Source organism: Salifodinibacter halophilus (assembly GCA_012999515.1).
Taxonomy (GTDB): domain Bacteria; phylum Pseudomonadota; class Gammaproteobacteria; order Nevskiales; family Salinisphaeraceae; genus Salifodinibacter; species Salifodinibacter halophilus.
This window is the reverse complement of the sequence record JABEEB010000001.1, coordinates 1038013-1059546: the sequence shown is the minus strand read 5'-3', so window position 1 is coordinate 1059546 and position 21534 is coordinate 1038013. Positions and strand designations below refer to the sequence as shown.

Here is a 21534-nt window from a genome sequence, read left to right as displayed (position 1 = left end):
ACTCCTAGGTTGATCAGTTACCGCTGTCGCCGGGCGCAGATTGTCAGGCCGTGTCCATCCACGGCAGCTTGGCTAGATCGACATTGCCGCCTGTGGTAATGACGCCGACGCGCTGGCCCGAGAACAGTGTTCTGTTTTTTAAAACAGCCGCCACAGCGACTGCGGATGAGGGTTCGATGACGATCTTCATCCGTTGCCAGACGAGTTTCATCGCCTCGATAATCTCCGCTTCACTGGCCAGCAGGATGTCGCTGACGTAATTGGAAACGAAGTGCCAAGTCAGTGGGCGCAGTGAAACCCTTAAACCGTCGGCGATCGTGTCCGGCGCATCGTCGGGGATGATGCGACCGGTATGAAATGAGCGGCACGCATCGTCGGCTTGATCGGGCTCGGCGGCGTAGACGCGTGTCGTCCCGGCGATCGAGCGTGTGGTCAGGCAACTGCCGCTGATCATGCCGCCGCCGCCGATGGGCGCGATAATGGCATCAAGCGAGCCAACGTCTTCGATCAGTTCGCGTGAGCAGGTCGCTTGGCCAGCCACTACGCGCGAATCGTTGTACGGATGAACGAAATGGGCGCCGGAGCGGTCAACGATGTCGTTCAAGGTACGTTCGCGATCGGCCAGACTTGGCTCGCAGGTCACGATCTCGCCGCCGTAGCCACGGACAGCGTCCATCTTGGATTTGGGCGCCGTATGTGGCATCACTACGGTGCAGGGGATGCCGCGGCAACCGGCCGCACGCGATAGCGACAGGGCGTGATTGCCGCTAGAGTGGGTGGCGACGCCGCGCGCCGCGGTCTCAGCATCCAGGCTGAATACGGCGTTGGCTGAGCCGCGAGCCTTGAATGCGCCGGCTTTCTGGAAGTTCTCACACTTAAAAAAGAGGCTGGCGCCAATCCAGCTATCGAATGTCGTGCTGGTATGGACCGGCGTGCGGTGCACCCAAGGTCTGATTCGTTCGTGTGCGATGCGCACGTCGTCGAAGTTGGGTATCGGGCGTGTCTCGCCGGTTTCTTCGGTTACCTCGTCGCGCATTCAGGCGACCTCCTGGGCGTTGTCGCCCGAATCCATGCCGTAGAAGCGCTGGGCCGCGGCCACGCCCGACCCGCGTTGGATTGGGTACCCGAGATCCGCCATCGCCATCTCTGCGGTTGCGATCCCGGTGAGTGCCATGACTTCGGTCATGTCGCCGAGATGGCCGATGCGGAACACCTTGCCGGCGACATCGCCGAGTCCACCGCCGTATGACACGCCGTAGCGGGCATAGGCGTGACTGGTGAGTTGGCTGGCGTCAAAGCCGCTCGGCACGCAGATCGCGGTGACTGTATCGGAATACAGCTCGGGCCGGTTGGCGCAGAGCCGCAGTCCCCAGGCGTCGACAGCACGCCGCACGCCCTCGGCAATGTGGTGATGGCGCGCGTAAACCTGGTCGAGACCTTCTTCGAGCAGCATCGATACACTTTCTGATAGCCCGCGAATGAGTCCTGTTGGCGGGGTGTATGGGAAGCTGCCAGCGCGGTTAGCCGCGCACATGGCCGGCACATCGAAATAGGCGCGTGTGCAGGTCGCGGTCTCGGTGGCAGCGAGCGCACGCTTGCTGAAGGCGAGAATCGCCAAACCCGGCATGAGCATGAAGCCTTTCTGGGCGCCGGTGACGGCGACATCCACACCCCAATCGTCCATCCGGAAATCCATGCTCGCGATCGAACTCACACCATCGACGAACAACATGGCTGGATGGTCGACTGAGTCGATTGCCGAGCGCACGGCACCGATGTCGCTGGTCACACCCGTCGCGGTTTCGTTATGACAGGCCAGCACCGCCTTGATGCGGTGCTCATGGTCTTCGGCCAGTGCTTCGGCGAAAGCGTTTGCGGGCACGCCGTCCCCCCAGTCGGTCTCGATCTTCTGGATATTGATGCCTTGTTGCCGACACAGCTCGATCCAGCGGTGTGAGAACATTCCATGCCGCGCGGCCAGGACCGTGTCACCGGGCGACAGCGTGTTGGTGATCGCGGTCTCCCAGCCACCGGTGCCAGTGGCTGGAAACAGCAGTACCTCGCCCGTCGCAGTTCCGAAGACCTGCTTGAGATCGTCCAGCAGAGGGAGGAATTGACGTTCAAAATCGGGGGCCCGGTGGTCAATCGTCTGCATATCCATCGCATGGCGCAGACGGTCCGGCAGGTTTGTTGGCCCGGGGATAAAAACGGGATTCTGAGTCGCCATCTATGTCTCCATTAAGTCTAGTGCCACAATAACGGGGCTACGTGCGGCGTACAATAAGTTTTTGGTATTAAAATTGGAATTTCGTGGAAAACGTAATATGCTGATTAAAAATAAAAATTCTGATCAAACAGAAGGGCTTCTAATGTGCGTAAAAAATTCTTTTTGATCTAGCATTTGGTGCGGTCGGGAAATCGATATGGAAGCGGAGACCAAATTACGCGGACGTGGTCGCCCGCGGTCGACCAAGGGGCAACCCGAACACACCCGTGCTCAGACCGTGGATCGCGCGTTGGTGGTGTTCCAGGCGGTTGCGGCGGAGGTGGCCGCGACGCTGACCGTGATTTCGTCGGTCGCGGATCTGCCGTATTCGACTACGCATCGCATACTCGAAACGTTGCGAGGCCGTGGACTGGTCCACTTCGACGAGGACAAACAAACGTGGTCGATTGGTGTCGAGGCGTTCCGGATCGGGCAGAGCTATGCGCGCCGCGTCAACTATCTGGAATTGGGGCGCGAAGCGATGCAGGCCCTGACCGACGAAATTGGCGAGACCAGCAATATCGCGGTGCGTGATGGCGCCGAAGTTGTGTTCGTATCACAAATCCAGACTCATGCGCCGATTCGGGCGTTTTTCCCACCGGGCTCGATCGGTTTATTACGCGTCTCCGGTATCGGCAAAGCGATTCTTGCGCATCTAGATGCGCAGACAAGTCGCGAACTGATAAGCGCACACGAAACGCCCGCCTACACGGACCACACCATTACCGACGACAATGCCTTGCTGGCTGAGCTCGAGGCGATCCGAGCGCGTGGCTGGGGCGTCGACGACGAAGAACGTCACCCCGGTATGCGGTGTATCGCCGCGCCGATTTTCAACGAATTTGGCGAGGCTGTGGCCGGTATTTCCGTATCTGGGCCGGTACAACGTTTGACTGCGGAGGCAATAGAAGTCGCAGGCCCCGAAGTCAAGAAAAAAGCGGACTGGATTACCGAACAAACGGGTGGGCGACCTGGGTTGGTCAAATCATAGCGGTTGACGGCGTTCCGGGGTCACAACCCATGTCCTGCGGCGCGTGTTGGATTTTGACTTATTTGATTGGTTTGCCGTCTGATTACTTCACGGACGGTGGCCAAGGGATAAGATGATTAGTCAATAATTGCGTTGATGGCGGAATTTGGTCCGTTTTTATTAAAATATGTTTTTATCGAATATTTTCTATAAATTCGGGGGATAAGCAACGATATTGGCGTCTATCGCCGATTCTTCGCAATTGGCGCCCGGGCCGGTGCGGGCGACTTCCAGAAAATCGCAGTCGCTATCCAGTGCGATCAGCGGGTGGTGCCAGATGCCACGGTGATAGTTGATGCCCTGGTCACCGGTGGCGACGAATACGCGCAGGGCGTCGGGGCCGGGCGCATCGCCCGCGGGTGCGACCACCACCAGATAGCGTTGCCCGTCGACTGGGATAAACGCCTGGGTGGAGAGTGGATGGCGTTCCATGAGTCGCAGCGGTACCGGCGAGGGTTCAGCGACCGCGTGCACCCGGTGGATGGTGGCGGCGCCGTTGTCCGCGGTCACGTCCAGGCTGGCGAGATTGGCAAAACGCTGGCCCATGCCCTGGTTGATTGTAGTCGCGTCGCCGGTCGATGCGATGACGTCACCGTAGGGTGCGAAGGCATCGGCAGTGAGTGGCTCGGCGCGCATCTCATACGTGTGCCGTGCGTTTTCGGCGCCAGAGTCGTTACGCATGGTCGAGTCTCCTAGCCTTGATAGGGGTGGGTATCGCGCCAATGGCGCGCGATCTCGTCACGGCGCGCGACCCAGACTTGCTCGTGTGTGCGCACATAGTCGAGAAAACGGGCAACCGCGGCCGCGCGGGCAGGCCGGCCTGCGACCCGGCAGTGCAGCCCCACCGAGAGCATTTTCGGGCGCTCGGTGCCTTCGGCGTAGAGCACATCGAAGGCATCCTTGAGATAGGTATAGAACTGATCGCCCGAGTTGAATCCTTGCGGGGCGACGAAGCGCATGTCGTTGGTGTCCAGGGTGTAGGGCACGATCAGTTGAGGGGAGCCGTCAACCAGCTCCCAGTAGGGCAGATCGTCGGCGTAGGAATCTGCGTCATATAAAAAGCCACCGTGTTCGGCGACCAGCCGGCGGGTATTTTCACTGGTGCGGCCGGTGTACCAGCCGACCGGGCGTTGGCCGGTCAGGCGTTCGATGGATTCGACGGCACGTGCCACATGATCTCGCTCGGTCGCCTCGTCGACGTATTGGTAATCGATCCAGCGCCAACCGTGTGCCGCGATTTCGAAATCGGCGTCGACCATGGCTTGAGCGGCTTCGGGGTTGCGCTCTAGCGCCATGCCCACGGCGAATACGGTCGCTGGTAGGCCGCGTTCGGTAAACATTCGTTGGAGTCGCCAGAAACCGGCTCGACTGCCGTATTCGTAGAGCCATTCCATGCTCATGTGGCGGACATCCGGGCGTGCGTCGGTGCCGACCATCTCGGATAGAAAACTTTCCGAAGCGGCGTCGCCGTGCAGGATGTTGTTCTCCGCGCCTTCTTCGTAGTTGATGACGAACTGAACGGCGATGCGCGCGTTGCCCGGCCACTGTGCGTGTGGTGGATTCGCCCCGTAACCGATCATGTCACGCGGGTAATCTTGCCGGGATATTTCGGCCTCGCTCATTGGCTATGTCCTGGTTTGTTGGAAAACATTGACTAAACGGCGGCGCTCAGCCGAGGATCTCGCCGAGATCGGCCTCGCCATCGGTGACGTCGAGCTTGAGTTGTTGCTCGCAGTCGTGCAGATGGGCGGTCATGATGGCGCTGGCCGATTCGCCATGACCGTTGGTCAGCGCCTCGAGAAGTTCGGCGTGTGCGTGGCAGGAGCAGGCGGCCAACCCGTGTGTTTCGTAGGCGGCAATGATCAGTGAGGTCCGGCCGATCAACTCGTCGAGAAATGTGGCAAGCACGTCGTTGCCGGCGATTGTGGCAATCGTGCGATGAAAATCCCCCGAGCGTTGAACTGCCGAGCGGCGGTCATCGGCTTGATGCGCCGCCTCATCGGCAGCCAGCGCATTATCCAGGCGTGTGCGATCCGCATCGGTCAGCCGTTCAGCGCAGGCGGTTACCGTGGCACTTTCTACGACCCGGCGCGCTGCAAACACTTCGCGAGCCTCGGTCGCGCTCGGCTTGGCGACGATGGCGCCCTGATTGGGGCGCATCTCAATCAGTTTATCGCCAGCAAGCTGATAAAGCGCCTTGCGCGCGACGGTTCGGCTGACTGCATAGAGCTCGCCGAGCCGTGCCTCCGATAACCGTGTGCCGGGCTTGAGTCGTTGATCGAATAGCGCGTTGGCGATGTCATCCCGGATGCGCTGGTCGGCACCATTGTGGCGGCTGGCTGTGTCGTTGGCTGGCCGGGCTGCCACGTTCTGACTCATAGCCGCTCGTTTGCACCACCGCCGAGCGTCATCGTCGGGTGACGATTAACATCCTTATACAGCAGATAGCGAAAGGGACCGGGCCCGGCGGCATAACAAGCCTGCGGACAGAATGCGCGCAGCCACATGAAATCGCCAGCCTCGACTTCGACCCAGTCATCGTTGAGTTGATACAAAGCCTTGCCCTCGAGCACATACAGCCCGTGTTCCATGACGTGGGTTTCGGAAAACGGGATGGTGCCCCCGGGCTGAAAGGTCACCACGGTGACGTGCATGTCGTGGCGAAGATCGTCGGGGTCGACAAATTTAGTCGTTGCCCATACGCCGTCGCAGTTGGGCATCGGGTCGGGCGTTACCGAATCATCATGGCTAATCACTGCTTCAGGCGCTTTGAGGCCATCGACCGGCTGATAGGTCTTACGGATCCACTGAAAATAGGCGGTTTCAGCGCCGCTGTTGTGCAGTTGCCAATCGCTGCCGGCGGGCACGAACACGTAACTACCCGGCGTGAGTGGGTGCGACGTACCGTCAAGCGACAACGTCGGTGTGCCTTCTAGAACGAACAGGGCGCTTTGAACAGCGGGGTCTGGTTCGGGTCGTTCGCTGCCGCCGCCCGGCGCAACCTCGACCGCGTATTGGGCGAAGGTTTCGGCAAAGCCAGTCATCGGGCGCGCCAAAATCCAAGCGCGGGTATTGCGCCAGTGCGGTAACCGGCTGGTGACTATGTCACGCATCACGCCGTGCGGGATTACAGCATAGGCCGGCGTAAACCGGGCACGGTCGGCCGTTCGCTGGGACTGCGGTGGCAAGCCGGCAGGCGGCCGGGCATAGGAGCGCGTGCTCATTTCGGTTAGGCGGTTCAATGCTGTTGGCTCAAAGTAAAGCCACTGAGAAATTGGATACAATAATACTTTAGTGTGGTATCCAATATTTCCCGGTAATCGACTTCAATCACGCTTGTCTGCTTGCGGTCGGTGAGAACAAGAAGCTCCCCACCATGGCTGCCAGCCGTACAACTGTTATCACGTGATGCCGGTTCAGCGGTGCCAACGTGATGGCCCCGATACCGCTGATCTCTCGGCGCAGCACGCCGGTCCTCAATCTCGATACCGCGCTTGATCGGATAAGCGGTCAAGCAGTCGGCTCGGACATCAGTCAGACGAGTCGCATCGCTGCTTGGCTAGCTGAGGGCGACGTTGGCCAGTATGGATTAGCCCGACCGCCGTGCTGGGTGTACGCGAGCGTGATTCAGCGGAGCAATGGATCGCCCAGCTGATCATTAATCATGGTCTGGAGCAGGTCATGCGCATGTCCTATACAGTTTGGGTTATGCGCTGCGGTAATGGCGGGCTTTTGCGTCGAAAATGTGGGGCTGGCTTGGAGTTGGCCGAAAGGAGGTGGTGATGAAGTATCTATTGGGTGTATGTGCTGTCGGCCTGGCGTTGTTCGTTGTCACAGGCCAGGCGCAGGCGAAAACCGACCAGCAACAGTTGGTGGTGATTGATCAGGATGCGTCGGGACCCGGCGGGTCCAATATCCGGTCGATGCTGGCCTTGATTCAATCGCCCCAAATCAAGGTGCTGGGTATAGGAGTCGTCACCGGCAATGCTTGGATGAAAGCCGAGACCGAGCATGCGCTGCGTATGCTGGAGCTCATTGGCCGACGCGATATACCCGTCTATAAAGGGGCCGTTCATCCGCTGGTGCGAGATCGCGAGCGAACGCGGATGGCGCAGGAATTCCATGGCCATATCGCGTGGCTGGGTGCATGGGGCGGTGACGGCTCGAACCCGGATGACTTCCCCGCCGATCCCAATGCCAAGCAGAGCATGCCGGAGGGCAGGCCCTCGATCAGTGCGCGTAGCCAGGATGCCGCGCATTTTCTGATCGATGCAGTACATGCCCATCCGGGCAAGGTCACGGTTTATGCGGCCGGGCCGCTGACCGATTTGGCGCTGGCTCAGCGTATTGATCCCAGCTTCGCTAAGACCGCGAAGCAGCTCGTGGTCATGGGTGGATCGATCTCGCCGGTAACCGAGGATCCCGAATTTACGACCAACCCGAGTCATGAATTCAATCTCTGGTTTGATCCCGAGGCTGCCCACGTCGTGTTCAATGCGCCGTGGAAGAAGATCACAGTTACGTCGGTCGATATCGCTTTACAGAGCCGCTACACAGATAAGATGCAGGCGAAGATCGCCCAATCGGATAGCCCGGTCGCACGCTATCTGTCGAAGTACGACACCGAGCGCCATTACATGTGGGACGAGGTTGCTGCGTTGGCCTGGCTGCATCCGAACCTGGTGACCCAGACCCGCAAGCTGTATCTGGATGCTGACATGAGCCATGGCTCGAGTTATGGCGATACGCTTGCATGGACGCAAGAGAACCAGCCTGATACGCACGATGGCCCGCTAGCGACGGTGCAAATGGGGCTCGATCACAAGGCCTTCGACAAAACCTTTATCAAGCTGATGACGGCGTCGACACCGAATGCTGAACGACCAGCGATTGGCGGCGATTGAAGGTCGCGGGACGTTACAGAATAGTGGCAGGAGCTTGCCAGGAGGTAATATACCGAATGGCAAGCATCCTGCCGATGCTGGGCGCTGCGTGATGGCTGATCTGCCGGTACGCGGCCGACACCCCCTGAAATCCAACCTGCGCAAGGGTGTCTGGGGTGCGGTTTGCAGATAGATTCCAATCACGATGCTCGCTTTGCCTGACTCAGGCGTGCCCGGTGGAGTCTGTAATCGCTTTAGCTGGCGTTGCCACGCCTTCTGCCAGATGAGAGGGTTGACCTGACCACCTGTCCGAAGACAAACGGTTGAGTGTTTGCCGGCCTGCGCCATATATAAGGGGCAGGATGGCCGTTAGCGAGTCTGGAATATTGCACCGCGTACACGGCGATGCGATTGGGTAACGCCAGACCGCGTTCAGCCGTGTCAAGATAGTGGTTGCCGCTTTCAGCGACAAGAACGAGGTATGGCGTCTAACCAGGCGAATCATGATAGCGCCCCGACCGTCGGTCATCATCCGTCGACCGACTGTCGGTCGGTCGAAGCACTCGAATTTGAGATGGCGTTTTTGGTGCGTCGGCTGGAAGCCGCGCGACGGCGCTATGATTTCGGGCTAGAGCGAGCCCATTATCTGCTATTGATCTTGCTCGAGCGAACGGGGCAGCAGCCAATCAGCGCTTTGGCCGAGCAGGTCAACCTGGACGCTTCGACCGTCACCCGACAGGTTGCGGCGATGGCCGATAATGGCTTGGTGGAAAAAACCGATAACCCAAAAGACCGCCGTGCTGGCTTCGTGGCGATTACCGACGCCGGGCGCACTAAGGCGGCTGAGGTGCGGTGCGCGCGTATCGAACGTGTTGAGCAGAGTTTTGGGGACTGGACAGAAGAGGAACGTCGCGAGTTCGCACGCTTGACGGCGAAATACAACGACGCCATGCGCGATATGCTCAATGAGTCATAGTGCGCTCGCGCTGGCGCGCAATGTGTGCGCCGCCCAGTTTTAAGCGCAAAAAAAGGCCGCCCGCAGGCGGCCTCTCAAATATATGGCGCAACAAACGCGTGTCAGCTTGCCGCCCGTGTTTCGCCGGTCGGTAGCTTGAGCTCGCGCCAGAGCGAGTAAGTTGGCTCGGCTTTGTTAAGCGCGTAGAAATGCAGCCCCGGTGCGCCGCCAGCCAGTAGCCGTTCACACAAGTCGCCGATCACATCCTTGCCGAAGGCTTGCACCGACGCGGTGTCGTCGCCGAATGACTCCATCTTCTGACGGATCCAGCGCGGAATGTCAGCGCCGCACATGGCGGAAAAACGCGAGACCTGTTCGAAATCGTTAATCGGCATGATGCCCGGTACAATCGGGATGTCCACGCCCTGGCTCTCGGCTTCGTCGACGAAGTTGAAGTAGGCGTCGGCGTTGAAGAAATACTGGGTCATCGCCGAGTCCGCGCCGGCTTTGACCTTGCGCGCGAAGTTCGCTACGTCGTCGGCCGGCGAAGAAGCGCCCGGATGGTATTCCGGATAGGCACCGACTTCCAGATGAAAATCGTTGCCGTGACGATCTTTAATGAACTCGACCAATTCGTTGGCGTAGTGGAATACGCCCGGCTGTTCCATACCTTCGGGTAGGTCGCCACGCAGAGCAACGATTCGGTTCACGCCTGCGGCTTTGTAGCTGTCCAGCATGTCGCCGATCGATGCTTTTGTGCCTTCGACGCAGGACAGATGGGGCGCGGCTTTGATGCCGGTTCGGTGCATGCAGCGCTCAACGGTGGCCAGTGTGCCCGAGCGGGTGGTGCCGCCGGCGCCGAATGTGACCGAGAAAAAATCCGGTCCCAGTTCGGCGAGTTGGTCGCAGGCCGCGTCCAGGCGCGCCTGGCCTTTCGGGCCTTTGGGTGGAAAGAATTCCGCGCTGTATTCGGACTTGCTCATAGGCATGCCTTATGGGATCAAATGAGAAAACGCCGGGCCGTTGTTCGCGGCCCGGCGTGGGGATCGCCGTTCCCGGCGATTAGCACTTAGTAGCGGTAGTGCTCCGGCTTGAATGGCCCTTCGACCGGCACGCCGATGTAATCGGCCTGCTCGCGCGTCAGGGTCGTCAGCCGGGCGCCGATCCTCTCCAGGTGGAGCCGGGCGACCTTTTCATCGAGGTGCTTCGGCAGGATGTAGACCTTGTTCTCGTACTGCTCGGGCCGTTGCCAGAGTTCGATTTGGGCCAGCACCTGGTTGGTGAACGAGTTCGACATCACGAAACTCGGATGCCCGGTCGCACAGCCGAGGTTAGCCAGCCGACCTTCGGCTAGCAGGATAAGCTTTTTGTTATCCGGGAAGGTGATGTGGTGTACCTGCGGCTTGATCTCTTCCCACTCATAGTTTTCCAGCGAGGCAACGTCGATCTCGTTGTCGAAGTGACCAATGTTCAGCACGATGGTGTTGTGCTTCATGCGCTGCATATGCGCATTGTTGATCACGTTGTAGTTGCCCGTTGCTGTGACGAAGATGTCGGTCTCTTCGATGATGCCCGGGTCGTCGAGGTTGACGACCTTGAAGCCTTCCATCGAGGCCTGCAGCGCGTTGATCGGGTCGGTCTCGGTGACCCAAATGTTGGCACCCAGGCCCTTGAGCGACTGCACCGAGCCTTTGCCGACGTCGCCGTAGCCGCAAACAATCGCGGTCTTGCCGGCAACCATGACGTCGGTGGCACGCTTCAAGCCGTCGACTGTCGACTCGCGACAGCCATAGAGGTTGTCGAACTTCGACTTGGTGACCGAGTCGTTGACGTTGATCGCCGGGAAGGTCAGGCCGTCGTTATTGGCCAGATGGTATAGCCGGTGGACGCCGGTCGTGGTCTCTTCTGAGACGCCACCGATGGCCTTGGCCAGCTGCGAGTAGAAGTTCGGCTGCTGGGCCAGGCGCTGCTTCATGACTTTGAAGAGAGCCTTTTCCTCGTTCGAACCGGGATTGTCCAGCAACGATGGGTCGGCTTCGGCCTTCGGCCCGAAAGTCGCCAGCGTAGTGGCGTCGCCGCCGTCATCGAGGATGAGGTTGGGCAGTCCGCCGTCGTGCCAGTCCATGGTCGCGTGGATGTATTCCCAGTATTCTTCCTGCGACTCGCCTTTGTAGGCGTAGACCGGCACGCCACGATCGGCGATCGCCGCGGCCGCGTGGTCCTGCGTCGAGAACACGTTGCATGACGCCCAGCGGATGTCGGCGCCAAGCTCAGCTAGTGTCTCGATCAGAACGGCGGTCTGGATCGTCATATGCAGCGCGCCGGCGATGCGGGCGCCTTTGAGCGGTTGCGAACTGCCGAACTCTTCGCGCAGGGCGATAAGCCCTGGCATCTCGGTTTCGGCGATAGCGATTTCGCGCCGGCCGTAAGCGGCCTGGCTTATGTCGGCGACGACATAGTCGACGTCGAGTTTTTCTGCGGTTGCACTCATGGATGGCCTCCGATTGGTAGTGCAGATATCGAATAGATAAAGATGAGCGCCGGGGCCGGAGCCCCGGCGTCGGGATGCGCGCGGTGCGCGCGCTGCGTCTTATGCGGCTTTGGTGCCGGCGTCGTCAGCCAGGGCAGCGGCCTTGTCGGTGCGCTCCCAGGGCAGATCGATGTCTTCACGGCCGAAATGACCGTAGGAAGCGGTTGGTTGATAAATCGGTTTCTGCAGATCGAGCATCTTGAGGATGCCGTAGGGGCGCAGGTCGAAGTGGTTGCGGATGAGCTGGGTCATCTTCCCGTCGTCGACCTGGCCGGTGCCGAAAGTCTCGACCCAGATCGAAGTCGGCTCGGCTACACCGATGGCGTAGGACAGAGCGACTTCGCACTTGGAGGCCAGACCAGCGGCGACCACGTTTTTGGCCACGTAACGCGCGGCATAGGCGGCGCTGCGGTCGACTTTGGACGGGTCTTTGCCCGAGAAAGCACCGCCACCGTGACGGGCCATGCCACCGTAGGTGTCGACGATGATCTTGCGGCCTGTCAGGCCGGCGTCGCCCAACGGTCCGCCAGTCGCGAAACGGCCGGTCGGGTTGATGTGGACGGCCGGGTTGTCAGTCAACCAGTCGCCGATCACCGGTTTGATGATTTCTTCGTGTACGGCGTCTTGCAGTGTCGTCATGGTGACGTTGTCGTCGTGCTGCGTCGACAGTACGACGGCGTTGATCGCCGATGGCTTACCGTGTGAGTACTCAAAGGTAACCTGTGACTTCGCATCCGGCCGTAGCCAGCCGAGCTTGCCGTTGGCTAACAGCTCTGATTGCTTGCGGACCAGTCGGTGCGCGAAGGTGATCGGCGCGGGCATCAGCACGTCTGTTTCATCACAGGCGTAGCCGAACATCAGGCCCTGGTCGCCGGCGCCCTGTTCTTCGGGGTTGGAGCGATCCACACCCTGGTTGATATCTGAGCTCTGCTGCCCGAGATTGTCAAAAACCGCGCAGGTATCGGCATCGAAGCCCATTTCCGAGCTGGTGTAGCCGATGTTGCGGATCACGTCACGCACGATATTTTCAGTGTTGACCGTGGCGTTGGATTTGATCTCACCGAAGACCAGCGCCATGCCGGTCTTGGTTGCCGTTTCACACGCGACTTTGGAATTCGGATCCTGTTCGAGGTAGGCGTCTAGCATGGCATCGGACACCTGATCGGACAGCTTGTCTGGGTGCCCCGCGGAAACCGACTCGGACGTAAACAGATGTTGGCTCATAAATTGATTATCTCCATATCCGGATGAGCGGATTGAGTGTACGCGAAATTATTTTGTGTTTCGAATGCGGTGACGTATCCATCGGGTAGGGCGTTGCGCGCGCAACGCCTTTTGTTCGATCATGCGGCGGTTGAGCAGCGTTTGCTCGTGCGATTTCGTCGCAATCTATAGGAGGCGTCACTTGTGTCATTGACCGATTCGACCATGATGCCGCTTGGTACCTTGGCACCGGCGTTCGAGTTGACAGATACGCTCAGTCAGGCTGATCTCGGTTTTGATGATGTGGCCGGCGCGCACGCGACTGTCGTCGTGTTCATCTGCAACCACTGCCCTTATGTCATCCATATTGCTGACGAGTTGGTCAGCGTCGCTGCTCACTACCGTGTGCGCGGGATTGGATTTGTGGCGATCAGCTCCAACGACGTTGCCGTGCGGCCAGAGGATGGCCCCGAGTCCATGGCCGAGTTCGCGCGCGTTCACCATTTCGATTTTCCCTATCTCTACGATGAGTCGCAGGACGTGGCAAAATCGTTCAACGCGGTTTGCACGCCCGATTTTTTCGTTTTCGATGGACACCGGCGTTGTGCTTACCGCGGTCAGTTTGACGGTGCCCGGCCGGGCAACGAAACGCCGGTGACCGGTGCGGATCTGCGCGCTGCGTTAGATAGCCTGATCGAGGGGCAGGCGCCGTCGGTTGATGAACAAGTGCCAAGCCAAGGGTGCAGTATCAAGTGGCGATCGTGAATACCTGGGTTCCCGGCCGATGCGTTGCCGTCGCGCGCCCGAGCGTGGACAATAACGCTTGCATTACAATAGATAAGGAATTGACATGACTGTATGGCGGGCTGATCGCGCCAACGCGATCCGAATTTTGGCTATGGATGCCGTTCAGGCCGCCAACTCCGGTCATCCCGGTATGCCGATGGGGATGGCCGATATCGCGGAGGTGCTGTTTAACGACCATTTGCGCCTTAACCCGAACAATCCAGACTGGCCGGATCGCGATCGGTTCATATTGTCGAACGGCCACGGTTCGATGTTGCAGTACGCGGCGCTGCATCTGGCAGGTTTCGACATTTCACTCGATGACCTCAAGAGTTTCCGCCAACTGCACTCGAAGACACCGGGGCATCCCGAGAACTTCATGACGCCGGGCGTCGAGACTACGACTGGTCCACTCGGCCAGGGTCTGGCCAATGCCGTGGGTATGGCGCTGGCCGAAGCCAATTTGGCAGCGCGTTTTAACCGCGAGGATGCCGAGATCGTGGATCACCGAACATGGTGTTTCGCCGGCGACGGTTGCCTGATGGAAGGCGTTTCGCACGAAGCTGCATCGTTAGCCGGGCATTGGGGCCTCGGCAAGTTGATCGTAATCTACGACGACAACGGCATTTCGATCGACGGCGAGACACAGGGGTGGTTCACCGACGATACACCGACCCGTTTCGAAGCCTATGGTTGGCAGGTCATTCGGAATGTGGATGGCCACAACGTCGATGAAATCGACTTCGCGATCGACACGGCCAAGAAACAGACCGAACGGCCGACCTTGATTTGTGCTCGAACCCATATCGCCATGGGGGCGCCGAATAAGGTCGATACCGCCGGCGCCCACGGTGCCGCGCTCGGCGAAGATGAAGTCGCTGCTACACGCGAGCAACTCGGTTGGACGGATACAACGCCGTTCGTCGTTCCGGACGAGATCTACCGGGGTTGGGACAAGCGTGAACAGGGCGCCGAATTGGAGCGCGCCTGGCAGTCCCGCTTTGAAACTTATGCGGCTCGATACCCAACTGAGGCGGCCGAGTTCGACCGCCTGATGCGCGGAGATTTGCCGTCGGATTGGGCGACGCGTTGCACCGATTATATCCGTGGCGTGGCCGATGCCGGTAAGCGTACGGCAACGCGCAAATCGTCAAAGGCGACGATCGCTGCCTACGCCGAGGCGTTGCCGGAACTCATCGGCGGGTCGGCCGATCTGTCGGGGTCGAATGGCACCGACTTCGATGGCCATCGCGCGATACGGGCCGGCGACTATGGGGGCAACTACGTCTACTACGGTGTGCGCGAGTTCGGCATGACCGCGATCACCAATGGTCTTAGCTTACACGGTGGCATCGTGCCGTTCGGTGCAACGTTTCTGACGTTTTCAGACTATGCGCGTAACGCGGTGCGCATGGCGGCATTGATGCGCGCGCGCAATGTGCTGGTCTATACCCACGATTCGATCGGTCTCGGTGAAGATGGTCCAACCCACCAAGCGGTCGAGCATCTGGCCAGTCTGCGCCTGATCCCCAATTTGCACGTCTGGCGTCCGGGCGACGATGTCGAAGTCGCGGTTGCTTGGCGAGCCGCGATCGAGCGCGACAGCGGGCCGACCGCGCTGGCGCTGTCGCGTCAAGACGTCGATCATCAGTCGCGCGACGACGACACGATCGCGCTGATCGAGCGGGGCGGCTACGTGTTGCGGGCCGGGGGTGACGCGCCGGATGCGCTGATCGTAGCGACTGGCTCGGAGTTGGAGTTGGCCGTGGCAGCCGCCGATCGGTTGGATCCCGACGGTGCTAGACTGCGGGTGATTTCAATGCCGTGTTTGGACGTTTTCGAGCAGCAGTCGCATGAGTACCGCGACGCGGTGTTCCCCGAAAAGACCACGGCGCGGGTTGCGGTCGAAGCAGGGTCCTCGGATCCATGGTATCGGTTGGTCGGGCGTGATGGCGTCGTTATCGGCGTCGACCACTACGGTGCATCGGCACCGGGGGCCGATGTCTATGCCGATATGGGAGTGACCGTCGATGCGATCTGCGAAGCAGTGCAGGGACAGCTAGGTAATTAGAATTCGGCGGCGCGCTGTCAGCATGGCAGTCCGCGTGCGTTTTCCAACCAAGAGGAGTTTATGGCAATAAATATCGGAATTAACGGCTATGGGCGCATCGGGCGCAACGTGTTGCGCGCTTTGTACGAAGGTGGCCGTGAGAGCGAATTCAACGTGGTCGCGATCAATGATCTCGGCGATGCCGAGATGAACGCACACCTGACCCGCTACGACACTGCGCACGGCCCGTTCCCGGGTGAAGTTGCAGTCGATGGCGACAACCTCATCGTCAACGGCGACAAGATCAAGGTGCTGGCCGAAAAGGATCCTGCCAAACTGCCGTGGGGCAGTCTCGGCGTAGATGTTGTGATCGAGTCGACGGGTTTGTTCGCCAGCAAAGACAAGGCCAGCGCGCATCTGGACGGCGGCGCTAAGAAGGTGCTGATTTCTGCGCCGGCCGGTGATGCCAAGACCGTTGTCTATGGCGTCAACCACCACACGATTACTGCCGATGACAAGATCGTGTCCAATGCCTCGTGTACTACGAATTGCCTCGCACCGCTGATTAAACCGATCAACGATGCCTTCGGTATCGAGCATGGTCTGATGAACACGATCCACTCCTATACCAACGATCAGGTGCTGTCGGACGTCTATCACAAGGATGTCCGTCGGGCGCGCAGTGCGACCCACAACCAGATCCCGACCCAGACCGGCGCGGCGTCGGCGGTGGGCAAGGTGTTGCCCGAGTTGAACGGCCGGCTGGAAGGCTTCGCGGTGCGTGTGCCGACCATCAACGTGTCGTTTATCGACTTCACCGCGACCCTGTCGCGAGAGACCAGCGCCGATGAGGTCAACGAGATCCTCAAGGATGCGGCTCAAGGCGAATTGAAAGGGGTTTTGGATTACACCGACGAAGAACTCGTCTCGAGTGATTTCAACCATCGTCGTGTGTCTTCGACAGTCGATGGTCCGCTGACCAATGTCGTTGGCGGCAAGCTGCTGAAAGCCTGCTCCTGGTACGACAACGAGTGGGGCTTTTCCTGCCGCATGTTGGATACGGCCAAGGCGCTGGCCGACGCCGGCTGAGCCAGCGCACATCGTTTAAACGTGCGATTACGGCGCCGCCATCTTGCTCGGGCGGTGTCGTAATCGCCGTATTCATTAGCAACGCGAATAGACCATCATGGAATCGATGCTCACCCTCGACGACGTCGACCTAAAAGGTAAGCGCGTATTGATCCGCGCCGATCTGAATGTGCCAGTCGAAAACGGCCAGGTCACCTCCGGACCGCGGGTTCGGGCGTTCGTGCCCACGCTTGAGAAAGCCTTGGCTGCCGGCGCGCGTGTCATGATCGTGTCGCACCTGGGCCGCCCCACCGAAGGCCAGCCGGACGACGAGAATAGTTTGGCGCCCGTAGCCCACTATCTCCGGGAACTGATTGGCCGTGATGTGGCGCTGGTCAAGGATTGGATCGACGGTGTTGATGTGAGCGAGGGCGAGGCCGTGCTGTGTGAAAACGTACGGTTCCTCGATGGCGAGAAAGCCAACGACGAGGATCTCGCGAAACGCATGGCCGCATTGTGTGACGTGTTTGTGATGGACGCGTTCGGCACAGCTCACCGTGGTCAAGCGTCGACCGAAGGCATAGCGCGGTATGCGCCGACTGCGGTTGCTGGACCGTTGCTGGTCGGCGAGGTCGAGGCCCTGCGCGCGGCGTCGGAGGATCCGGCGCGGCCATTGGTGGTGATCGTGGGCGGCTCGAAAGTCTCCAGCAAGCTCTCGCTTTTGAAAAATCTGGCGAATCGCGCCGATCAACTGATCGTGGGGGGCGGTATCGCCAACACGTTTCTGGCAGCGACTGGCGTTGATGTCGGCGCGTCGCTGTACGAAGCCGATATGGTCGATGAGGCGCGCTCGATTCTGGAGACGATCCGCGCGAGCGGTGGCAACATCCCACTGCCAAGTGATGTGATTGTCGCTGACGACGTCACGCCTGAGGCCCACGCCGCATTGAAGCCGGCCGATCAGATTGGGGCCGATGACCTGATTCTCGATGTGGGTCCGGACACCCGGGATGCACTAGCCCAGCATCTGGAAAACGCCGGTACCATCGTTTGGAATGGCCCCGTAGGCGTTTTTGAGATCGATCAGTTCGGCGGCGGCACGCAGGTGTTGGCGCGCGCCATTGCGGCTAGTAGCGCATTCTCGTTAGCTGGCGGTGGCGACACCCTGGCGGCGATCGACAAGTATCGCGTGGCTGATGACATCTCGTATATCTCCACTGGCGGTGGTGCGTTTCTCGAGTTCATGGAAGGCAAAACATTACCCGCCGTGGCCACGCTCGAAGCACGTGCCCGCGAGTCGCGCTAACGATCGACACGCGATTCTACGGCTGCATGGGGCTTCAATGGGGTGAGTCCGGGCTTCGCCGGTTGCCTTGATGAGGTGGCTAACGCGTGTCGCGCCGTCGTTGACGACGCTTGCGGGACTGATCCTGCTGGTGCCACTGGCGTTGAATGCCTGGGTTGTCGGCGCAAGCGATTCGAGTGTTTTTAATCGAGGACACGCGCTGAGTGCGGATCGTGTGGCGCTTGTGCTCGGTACCAGTCCGTATCTGCGTGACGGGCAACACAACGTGTTTTTTACGCAGCGGATCGTTGCCGCGGCGCGGCTTTATCAGCAGGGCGTTGTAGCGCATTTGCTGGTTTCGGGCGCCAACCCGAGTACGCGCTACAACGAACCGCGTCGCATGTATCAGCAACTGATCGCGCTTGGCGTGCCACCGCACGCCATAACGCTGGACTTTGCCGGTTTTCGGACACTCGATTCGGTGGTCCGTGCACGACGTATTTTTGGCGTTAACCAAGCTATTATCGTTACCCAGCGATTCCACGCGTATCGCGCCGTGTTTCTCGCCAGCCGAAATGGCGTCGACGCCATGGCGTTTGTGGCGTCGAACAGGCGGACACGGCTACCGTTCGAGGTGGCGGTGCGTGAATATTTCGCACGCGTCCAATCTGTTTTGGATGTTTATGTGTTTCACACCGACCCGCGTTACCTTGGTCCAGCTCGGCCGATCGGTGCCGATGGGGGCGATCGCTCTCGCGTTGCGATCCCGCGCGATCTGTTGCTCTAACGGCCGTTCATGCGAATCATGTGGTTGATCGCATGGTGGCAATTGAAACAAACATGTATGCGCAGACCGGGCCAGCTTGCCACGCTAGTGTGGCGACGTATGGCGGCTGACCGGCAGGTGGTCAACAGCGATATGCCACTGGGTATAGGGTTATGCAGCGTAGCCATGCATACGTGAAGGTGTTAGCGACACATATGAGGCTGGTCATGAACGAAGATGTTGATAACACCAGCGAACTGGCAGGCGTTAACGACAAGATTGTCGCCGAAGGAGAGGCGTTCGCAGCTACTCGGCTCAAAGATGGTAGTCGTGTGCAAACGGGCACAGTTGCAACCATGCTGCACAACATCGAGCTATATAATGCCGGCGAACGTGGCCAAATAGAGCGTGAGCTGGAACTGGCGATCCCGACTCTCGCCAAAATAGGTCTCTTTGATCTTTTTCCCCCTGAAGAGTGGGCAAGCGCCCATAATTCGGGTCGTGCATTTCGTGGCAAGCTTGCGCAAGAATATTTTGTTAAACAACAAGAAAGCTAACAGTGCGTTGCAGTCGGCCGTTTACCCGGTGGGGTAAAGTCACCGCCGCGAGAGTGCCTGTTTTAGCGCTGGCTGAGCTTAAGCGTCAGGATGCATTCGATGTTTGATCGGGGAACAGGCCGGCAAGTAGTGCATCGATTTTGGTTTGCGGGTGCTGCTGTACGGCTTTGTTGCAGCCATGACGCAGTACGCATTCATATAATCCGCAGAAAAAGGCGAGTATGACGTCGGCGGCGTCCTCGGCGGTCAAAACATCGGTGGTGCAGCTGCCTTGTTCGGCCCGGATGTCGCTGCAGACTTCAACCAGCGCGTCGTGCGATTCGCTGAATAGCGGCATTAAAAGCGATGACGTCGAATCCACACCTTTGGTGGCTTCGTTTCGGTGCAATAGAATCTCACAGACGCGCCGGTGCTGGGCGTCGTTCGCCAATCGGTGGAGCCCCTGCAATAACATCTCACGCAGCAGCCGTTTGGGGGCCGAGCGTGGAATATGTTGGGCCAGGTCGTCGCGCAGATCGCGCAGCGGTAGATGCGTGCGCGCGATCATGGCTTCCAGTACCGCATTCTTATCGGCGAAATGCCAGTAGACGGCACCACGTGTCAGCCCGGCACGCTTCGCGATCCGTGCCAGCGATGTTTGCGACACGCCGGTGGCTTGCATCTCGATTTCGGCCGCGTCCAGTAAGCGTTGCCGCGTGAGTATGGCCTCTTGTTTTGTCTTGCGCACCATTTATGCATCTTCCGCATGATCCCCCGATCGGCCTCCAGTATACATACATACATGTATGTATGGTAGACTCCCGGCTCCTGACGACCGCTGGGGATTGAATATGAGCAGGTATCTAGGCGCGGCGGCGGTTGCCGTGTTAGCTGCAACCATTGGTTTGGCTGGTTGTAGCGAGAGCCAAGAAAAAGGTAAGCAAAAGGGGAAGGCAAGAGCTGCAACGCCCGTTCACGTTAAGGACGTGAAGCAGCACAGCGTCGATGTCTATTCCGAGTTCCCCGGGCGCGTCGAAGGTCAGCGCACTGTGCAGATTGTTGCGCGTGTCGAAGGCATCCTGCAGTCACGCCATTATGAGGAAGGGCAGATCGTTAACAAGGGCGATTTGCTGTATCGCATTGATCCGCGGCCGTTCCAGGCAACGGTCGATCAGCGCAAGGCCGAGCTGGCCAGTGACAAGGCCGCGCTCCGTCGGGATAAGCGTTCATGGGAGCGGATTCACCGGCTTTACAAATCCAATGCGGTCAGTCAGGCCAAGCGAGATTCGGCACTTTCTAACCTGGAATCGGCACGTGCTGCGGTTAAGGAAGACAAGGCTAATCTCGAAAACGCTCAGATCAAACTTGGCTACACGACCGTCGAGGCGCCGGTAACCGGCGTAACCAGCCTGCGCGAAACAGATACCGGGTCGCTGGTGAACAATGGCACCAAGCTGACGACGATCACACAGCTCAACCCCGTGTATGTGCGTTTTGCGTTGCCCGAAGAGGATGCGATTGCACGCAAGAAAGCGTTGGCGCAGATGGGCAACGAGGCAACCGATGACAGCTCGCGCGAGGCGACCGTCATCCTCCCGAGTGGCAAGGAATATGCGCGCAAGGGCAAAGTCGACTTTACCCAGAGCACGATAGACTCGCAGACGGGTACGGTGCAGCTGCGGGCTATCGTGGACAATCCGAATAATTCGCTGATGCCGGGCCGTTACGTACGGGTGCGGGTGCGCATCGAGACCCGCGATAACGCTATCGTGGTACCAGAAAAAGCCGTTGCCACCGGTCAGGCGAGCTCACATGTGTTTGTGGCCAAGGATGGCAAGGCCAAGAAAGTCAATGTCGAGCTCGGGCCTGACGTTAAGGCGGGGCGTGTTATCACTAAAGGCCTTTCGAACGATGATCGCGTGATCGTCTCGGGGCTAGGCCAGGTCGGTGCTGGCTCGCCGATCAAGGTGGCCAATAACCGTGACGACACGGCGCAGGGCAAAAATGAGTCGACTGGCAATCAAAAAGGCGAAAAGCAACAGCGTCAGGCGCGGGCCGATAGTGCTGCCACACGTGTGGCAGCCAATCGGCAAACGCAGCACGATGATGGGCTGAAAATGGCAGGTGTAAGCGGCGTCACACGCGCCGCGACCGACGACAAGAAGGCTGGCTAGCG

Annotated in this window: 21 protein-coding genes; 10 read left to right on the top strand and 11 right to left on the bottom strand. The window is 59.4% G+C overall.

What is annotated here, in order from left to right:
* Positions 1-43 precede the first annotated feature (43 nt).
* On the bottom strand, positions 44-1036 hold the full coding sequence (locus HKX41_04780; protein ID NNC23470.1) for a pyridoxal-phosphate dependent enzyme: 993 nt from the start codon (positions 1034-1036) through the stop codon (positions 44-46).
* Positions 1037-2227: an aminotransferase class V-fold PLP-dependent enzyme gene (locus HKX41_04775; GenBank protein NNC23469.1), complete on the bottom strand. Its 1191-nt coding sequence runs from the start codon at positions 2225-2227 to the stop codon at positions 1037-1039.
* 196 nt (positions 2228-2423) lie between these two features.
* On the opposite strand from HKX41_04775, the gene HKX41_04770 reads away from it, so the two are divergent.
* Positions 2424-3257, top strand: coding sequence for an IclR family transcriptional regulator (locus HKX41_04770; GenBank protein NNC23468.1), 834 nt, complete (start codon positions 2424-2426; stop codon positions 3255-3257).
* A gap of 186 nt (positions 3258-3443) precedes the next feature.
* Here the strand turns inward: HKX41_04770 and HKX41_04765 are convergent, their stop codons facing one another.
* From HKX41_04765 to HKX41_04745, 5 genes are read right to left on the bottom strand one after another with little or no spacing between them, the layout of a single operon-like run.
* On the bottom strand, positions 3444-3932 hold the full coding sequence (locus HKX41_04765) for an ureidoglycolate lyase (protein ID NNC23467.1): 489 nt from the start codon (positions 3930-3932) through the stop codon (positions 3444-3446).
* Positions 3933-3988: 56 nt separating this feature from the next.
* On the bottom strand, positions 3989-4918 hold the full coding sequence (puuE, locus tag HKX41_04760; protein ID NNC23466.1) for an allantoinase PuuE: 930 nt from the start codon (positions 4916-4918) through the stop codon (positions 3989-3991).
* A gap of 46 nt (positions 4919-4964) precedes the next feature.
* Positions 4965-5675, bottom strand: a complete 711-nt coding sequence (locus tag HKX41_04755; protein NNC23465.1) for a GntR family transcriptional regulator — start codon at positions 5673-5675, stop codon at positions 4965-4967.
* A complete protein-coding gene (locus tag HKX41_04750; protein ID NNC23464.1) occupies positions 5672-6520 on the bottom strand; it encodes a (S)-ureidoglycine aminohydrolase in 849 nt (282 codons plus the stop codon). Before HKX41_04750 ends, HKX41_04755 begins: the two co-directional genes overlap by 4 nt.
* Positions 6521-6534: 14 nt before the next feature.
* Entirely contained in the window at positions 6535-6810 is a 276-nt protein-coding gene (locus HKX41_04745) for a hypothetical protein (protein ID NNC23463.1), read from the bottom strand.
* Positions 6811-7078: 268 nt separating this feature from the next.
* Between HKX41_04745 and HKX41_04740 the strand changes: the two genes are divergently transcribed.
* Both HKX41_04740 and HKX41_04735 read left to right on the top strand, forming a co-directional pair.
* On the top strand, positions 7079-8200 hold the full coding sequence (locus HKX41_04740; protein NNC23462.1) for a nucleoside hydrolase: 1122 nt from the start codon (positions 7079-7081) through the stop codon (positions 8198-8200).
* A gap of 460 nt (positions 8201-8660) precedes the next feature.
* Positions 8661-9155 carry a MarR family transcriptional regulator gene (locus tag HKX41_04735; protein NNC23461.1) on the top strand — a complete coding sequence of 165 codons (495 nt, stop codon included), beginning with the start codon at positions 8661-8663 and terminating at the stop codon, positions 9153-9155.
* 101 nt (positions 9156-9256) lie between these two features.
* Here HKX41_04735 and metF read toward each other — a convergent pair whose 3' ends face one another.
* From metF to HKX41_04720, 3 genes are all read right to left on the bottom strand, one after another.
* Positions 9257-10117, bottom strand: a complete 861-nt coding sequence (gene metF, locus HKX41_04730) for a methylenetetrahydrofolate reductase [NAD(P)H] (protein NNC23460.1) — start codon at positions 10115-10117, stop codon at positions 9257-9259.
* Positions 10118-10203: 86 nt separating this feature from the next.
* A complete protein-coding gene (locus HKX41_04725; protein ID NNC23459.1) occupies positions 10204-11625 on the bottom strand; it encodes an adenosylhomocysteinase in 1422 nt (473 codons plus the stop codon).
* 99 nt (positions 11626-11724) lie between these two features.
* Positions 11725-12888: a methionine adenosyltransferase gene (locus tag HKX41_04720; protein NNC23458.1), complete on the bottom strand. Its 1164-nt coding sequence runs from the start codon at positions 12886-12888 to the stop codon at positions 11725-11727.
* A gap of 183 nt (positions 12889-13071) precedes the next feature.
* Here HKX41_04720 and HKX41_04715 point away from each other — a divergent pair, with 183 nt between their 5' ends.
* The 6 genes from HKX41_04715 (at position 13072) to HKX41_04690 (ending at position 19379) form a co-directional block, all read left to right on the top strand.
* Entirely contained in the window at positions 13072-13632 is a 561-nt protein-coding gene (locus HKX41_04715) for a thioredoxin family protein (GenBank protein ID NNC23457.1), read from the top strand.
* Between the two features lie 85 nt (positions 13633-13717).
* Entirely contained in the window at positions 13718-15724 is a 2007-nt protein-coding gene (gene tkt / locus HKX41_04710) for a transketolase (protein NNC23456.1), read from the top strand.
* Positions 15725-15784: 60 nt separating this feature from the next.
* Positions 15785-16792, top strand: a complete 1008-nt coding sequence (gap, locus tag HKX41_04705) for a type I glyceraldehyde-3-phosphate dehydrogenase (protein ID NNC23455.1) — start codon at positions 15785-15787, stop codon at positions 16790-16792.
* 97 nt (positions 16793-16889) lie between these two features.
* The gene (locus HKX41_04700; GenBank protein ID NNC23454.1) at positions 16890-18077 is read left to right on the top strand and encodes a phosphoglycerate kinase; all 1188 of its coding nucleotides are present in this window, start codon (positions 16890-16892) and stop codon (positions 18075-18077) included.
* A gap of 70 nt (positions 18078-18147) precedes the next feature.
* Positions 18148-18843, top strand: coding sequence for a DUF218 domain-containing protein (locus HKX41_04695; GenBank protein ID NNC23453.1), 696 nt, complete (start codon positions 18148-18150; stop codon positions 18841-18843).
* Positions 18844-19037: 194 nt separating this feature from the next.
* The gene (locus HKX41_04690) at positions 19038-19379 is read left to right on the top strand and encodes a hypothetical protein (GenBank protein ID NNC23452.1); all 342 of its coding nucleotides are present in this window, start codon (positions 19038-19040) and stop codon (positions 19377-19379) included.
* 85 nt (positions 19380-19464) lie between these two features.
* Here HKX41_04690 and HKX41_04685 read toward each other — a convergent pair whose 3' ends face one another.
* Positions 19465-20109, bottom strand: a complete 645-nt coding sequence (locus HKX41_04685; protein ID NNC23451.1) for a TetR family transcriptional regulator — start codon at positions 20107-20109, stop codon at positions 19465-19467.
* A 100-nt stretch (positions 20110-20209) separates the two neighbouring features.
* Here HKX41_04685 and HKX41_04680 point away from each other — a divergent pair, with 100 nt between their 5' ends.
* Positions 20210-21532, top strand: coding sequence for an efflux RND transporter periplasmic adaptor subunit (locus HKX41_04680; GenBank protein NNC23450.1), 1323 nt, complete (start codon positions 20210-20212; stop codon positions 21530-21532).
* Positions 21533-21534: the final 2 nt, after the last annotated feature.

Bases quoted from the DNA above. Each gene is read 5' to 3' on its own strand.
- HKX41_04780 (NNC23470.1), bottom strand. From the start codon at position 1,036: ATGCGCGACGAGGTAACCGAAGAAACCGGCGAGACACGCCCGATACCC.
- HKX41_04775 (NNC23469.1), bottom strand. From the start codon at position 2,227: ATGGCGACTCAGAATCCCGTTTTTATCCCCGGGCCAACAAACCTGCCG.
- HKX41_04770 (NNC23468.1), top strand. From the start codon at position 2,424: ATGGAAGCGGAGACCAAATTACGCGGACGTGGTCGCCCGCGGTCGACC.
- HKX41_04765 (NNC23467.1), bottom strand. From the start codon at position 3,932: ATGCGCGCCGAGCCACTCACTGCCGATGCCTTCGCACCCTACGGTGAC.
- puuE (NNC23466.1), bottom strand. From the start codon at position 4,918: ATGAGCGAGGCCGAAATATCCCGGCAAGATTACCCGCGTGACATGATC.
- HKX41_04755 (NNC23465.1), bottom strand. From the start codon at position 5,675: ATGAGTCAGAACGTGGCAGCCCGGCCAGCCAACGACACAGCCAGCCGC.
- HKX41_04750 (NNC23464.1), bottom strand. From the start codon at position 6,520: ATGAGCACGCGCTCCTATGCCCGGCCGCCTGCCGGCTTGCCACCGCAG.
- HKX41_04740 (NNC23462.1), top strand. From the start codon at position 7,079: ATGAAGTATCTATTGGGTGTATGTGCTGTCGGCCTGGCGTTGTTCGTT.
- HKX41_04735 (NNC23461.1), top strand. From the start codon at position 8,661: ATGGCGTCTAACCAGGCGAATCATGATAGCGCCCCGACCGTCGGTCAT.
- metF (NNC23460.1), bottom strand. From the start codon at position 10,117: ATGAGCAAGTCCGAATACAGCGCGGAATTCTTTCCACCCAAAGGCCCG.
- HKX41_04725 (NNC23459.1), bottom strand. From the start codon at position 11,625: ATGAGTGCAACCGCAGAAAAACTCGACGTCGACTATGTCGTCGCCGAC.
- HKX41_04720 (NNC23458.1), bottom strand. From the start codon at position 12,888: ATGAGCCAACATCTGTTTACGTCCGAGTCGGTTTCCGCGGGGCACCCA.
- tkt (NNC23456.1), top strand. From the start codon at position 13,718: ATGACTGTATGGCGGGCTGATCGCGCCAACGCGATCCGAATTTTGGCT.
- gap (NNC23455.1), top strand. From the start codon at position 15,785: ATGGCAATAAATATCGGAATTAACGGCTATGGGCGCATCGGGCGCAAC.
- HKX41_04700 (NNC23454.1), top strand. From the start codon at position 16,890: ATGGAATCGATGCTCACCCTCGACGACGTCGACCTAAAAGGTAAGCGC.
- HKX41_04695 (NNC23453.1), top strand. From the start codon at position 18,148: ATGAGGTGGCTAACGCGTGTCGCGCCGTCGTTGACGACGCTTGCGGGA.
- HKX41_04690 (NNC23452.1), top strand. From the start codon at position 19,038: ATGAGGCTGGTCATGAACGAAGATGTTGATAACACCAGCGAACTGGCA.
- HKX41_04685 (NNC23451.1), bottom strand. From the start codon at position 20,109: ATGGTGCGCAAGACAAAACAAGAGGCCATACTCACGCGGCAACGCTTA.
- HKX41_04680 (NNC23450.1), top strand. From the start codon at position 20,210: ATGAGCAGGTATCTAGGCGCGGCGGCGGTTGCCGTGTTAGCTGCAACC.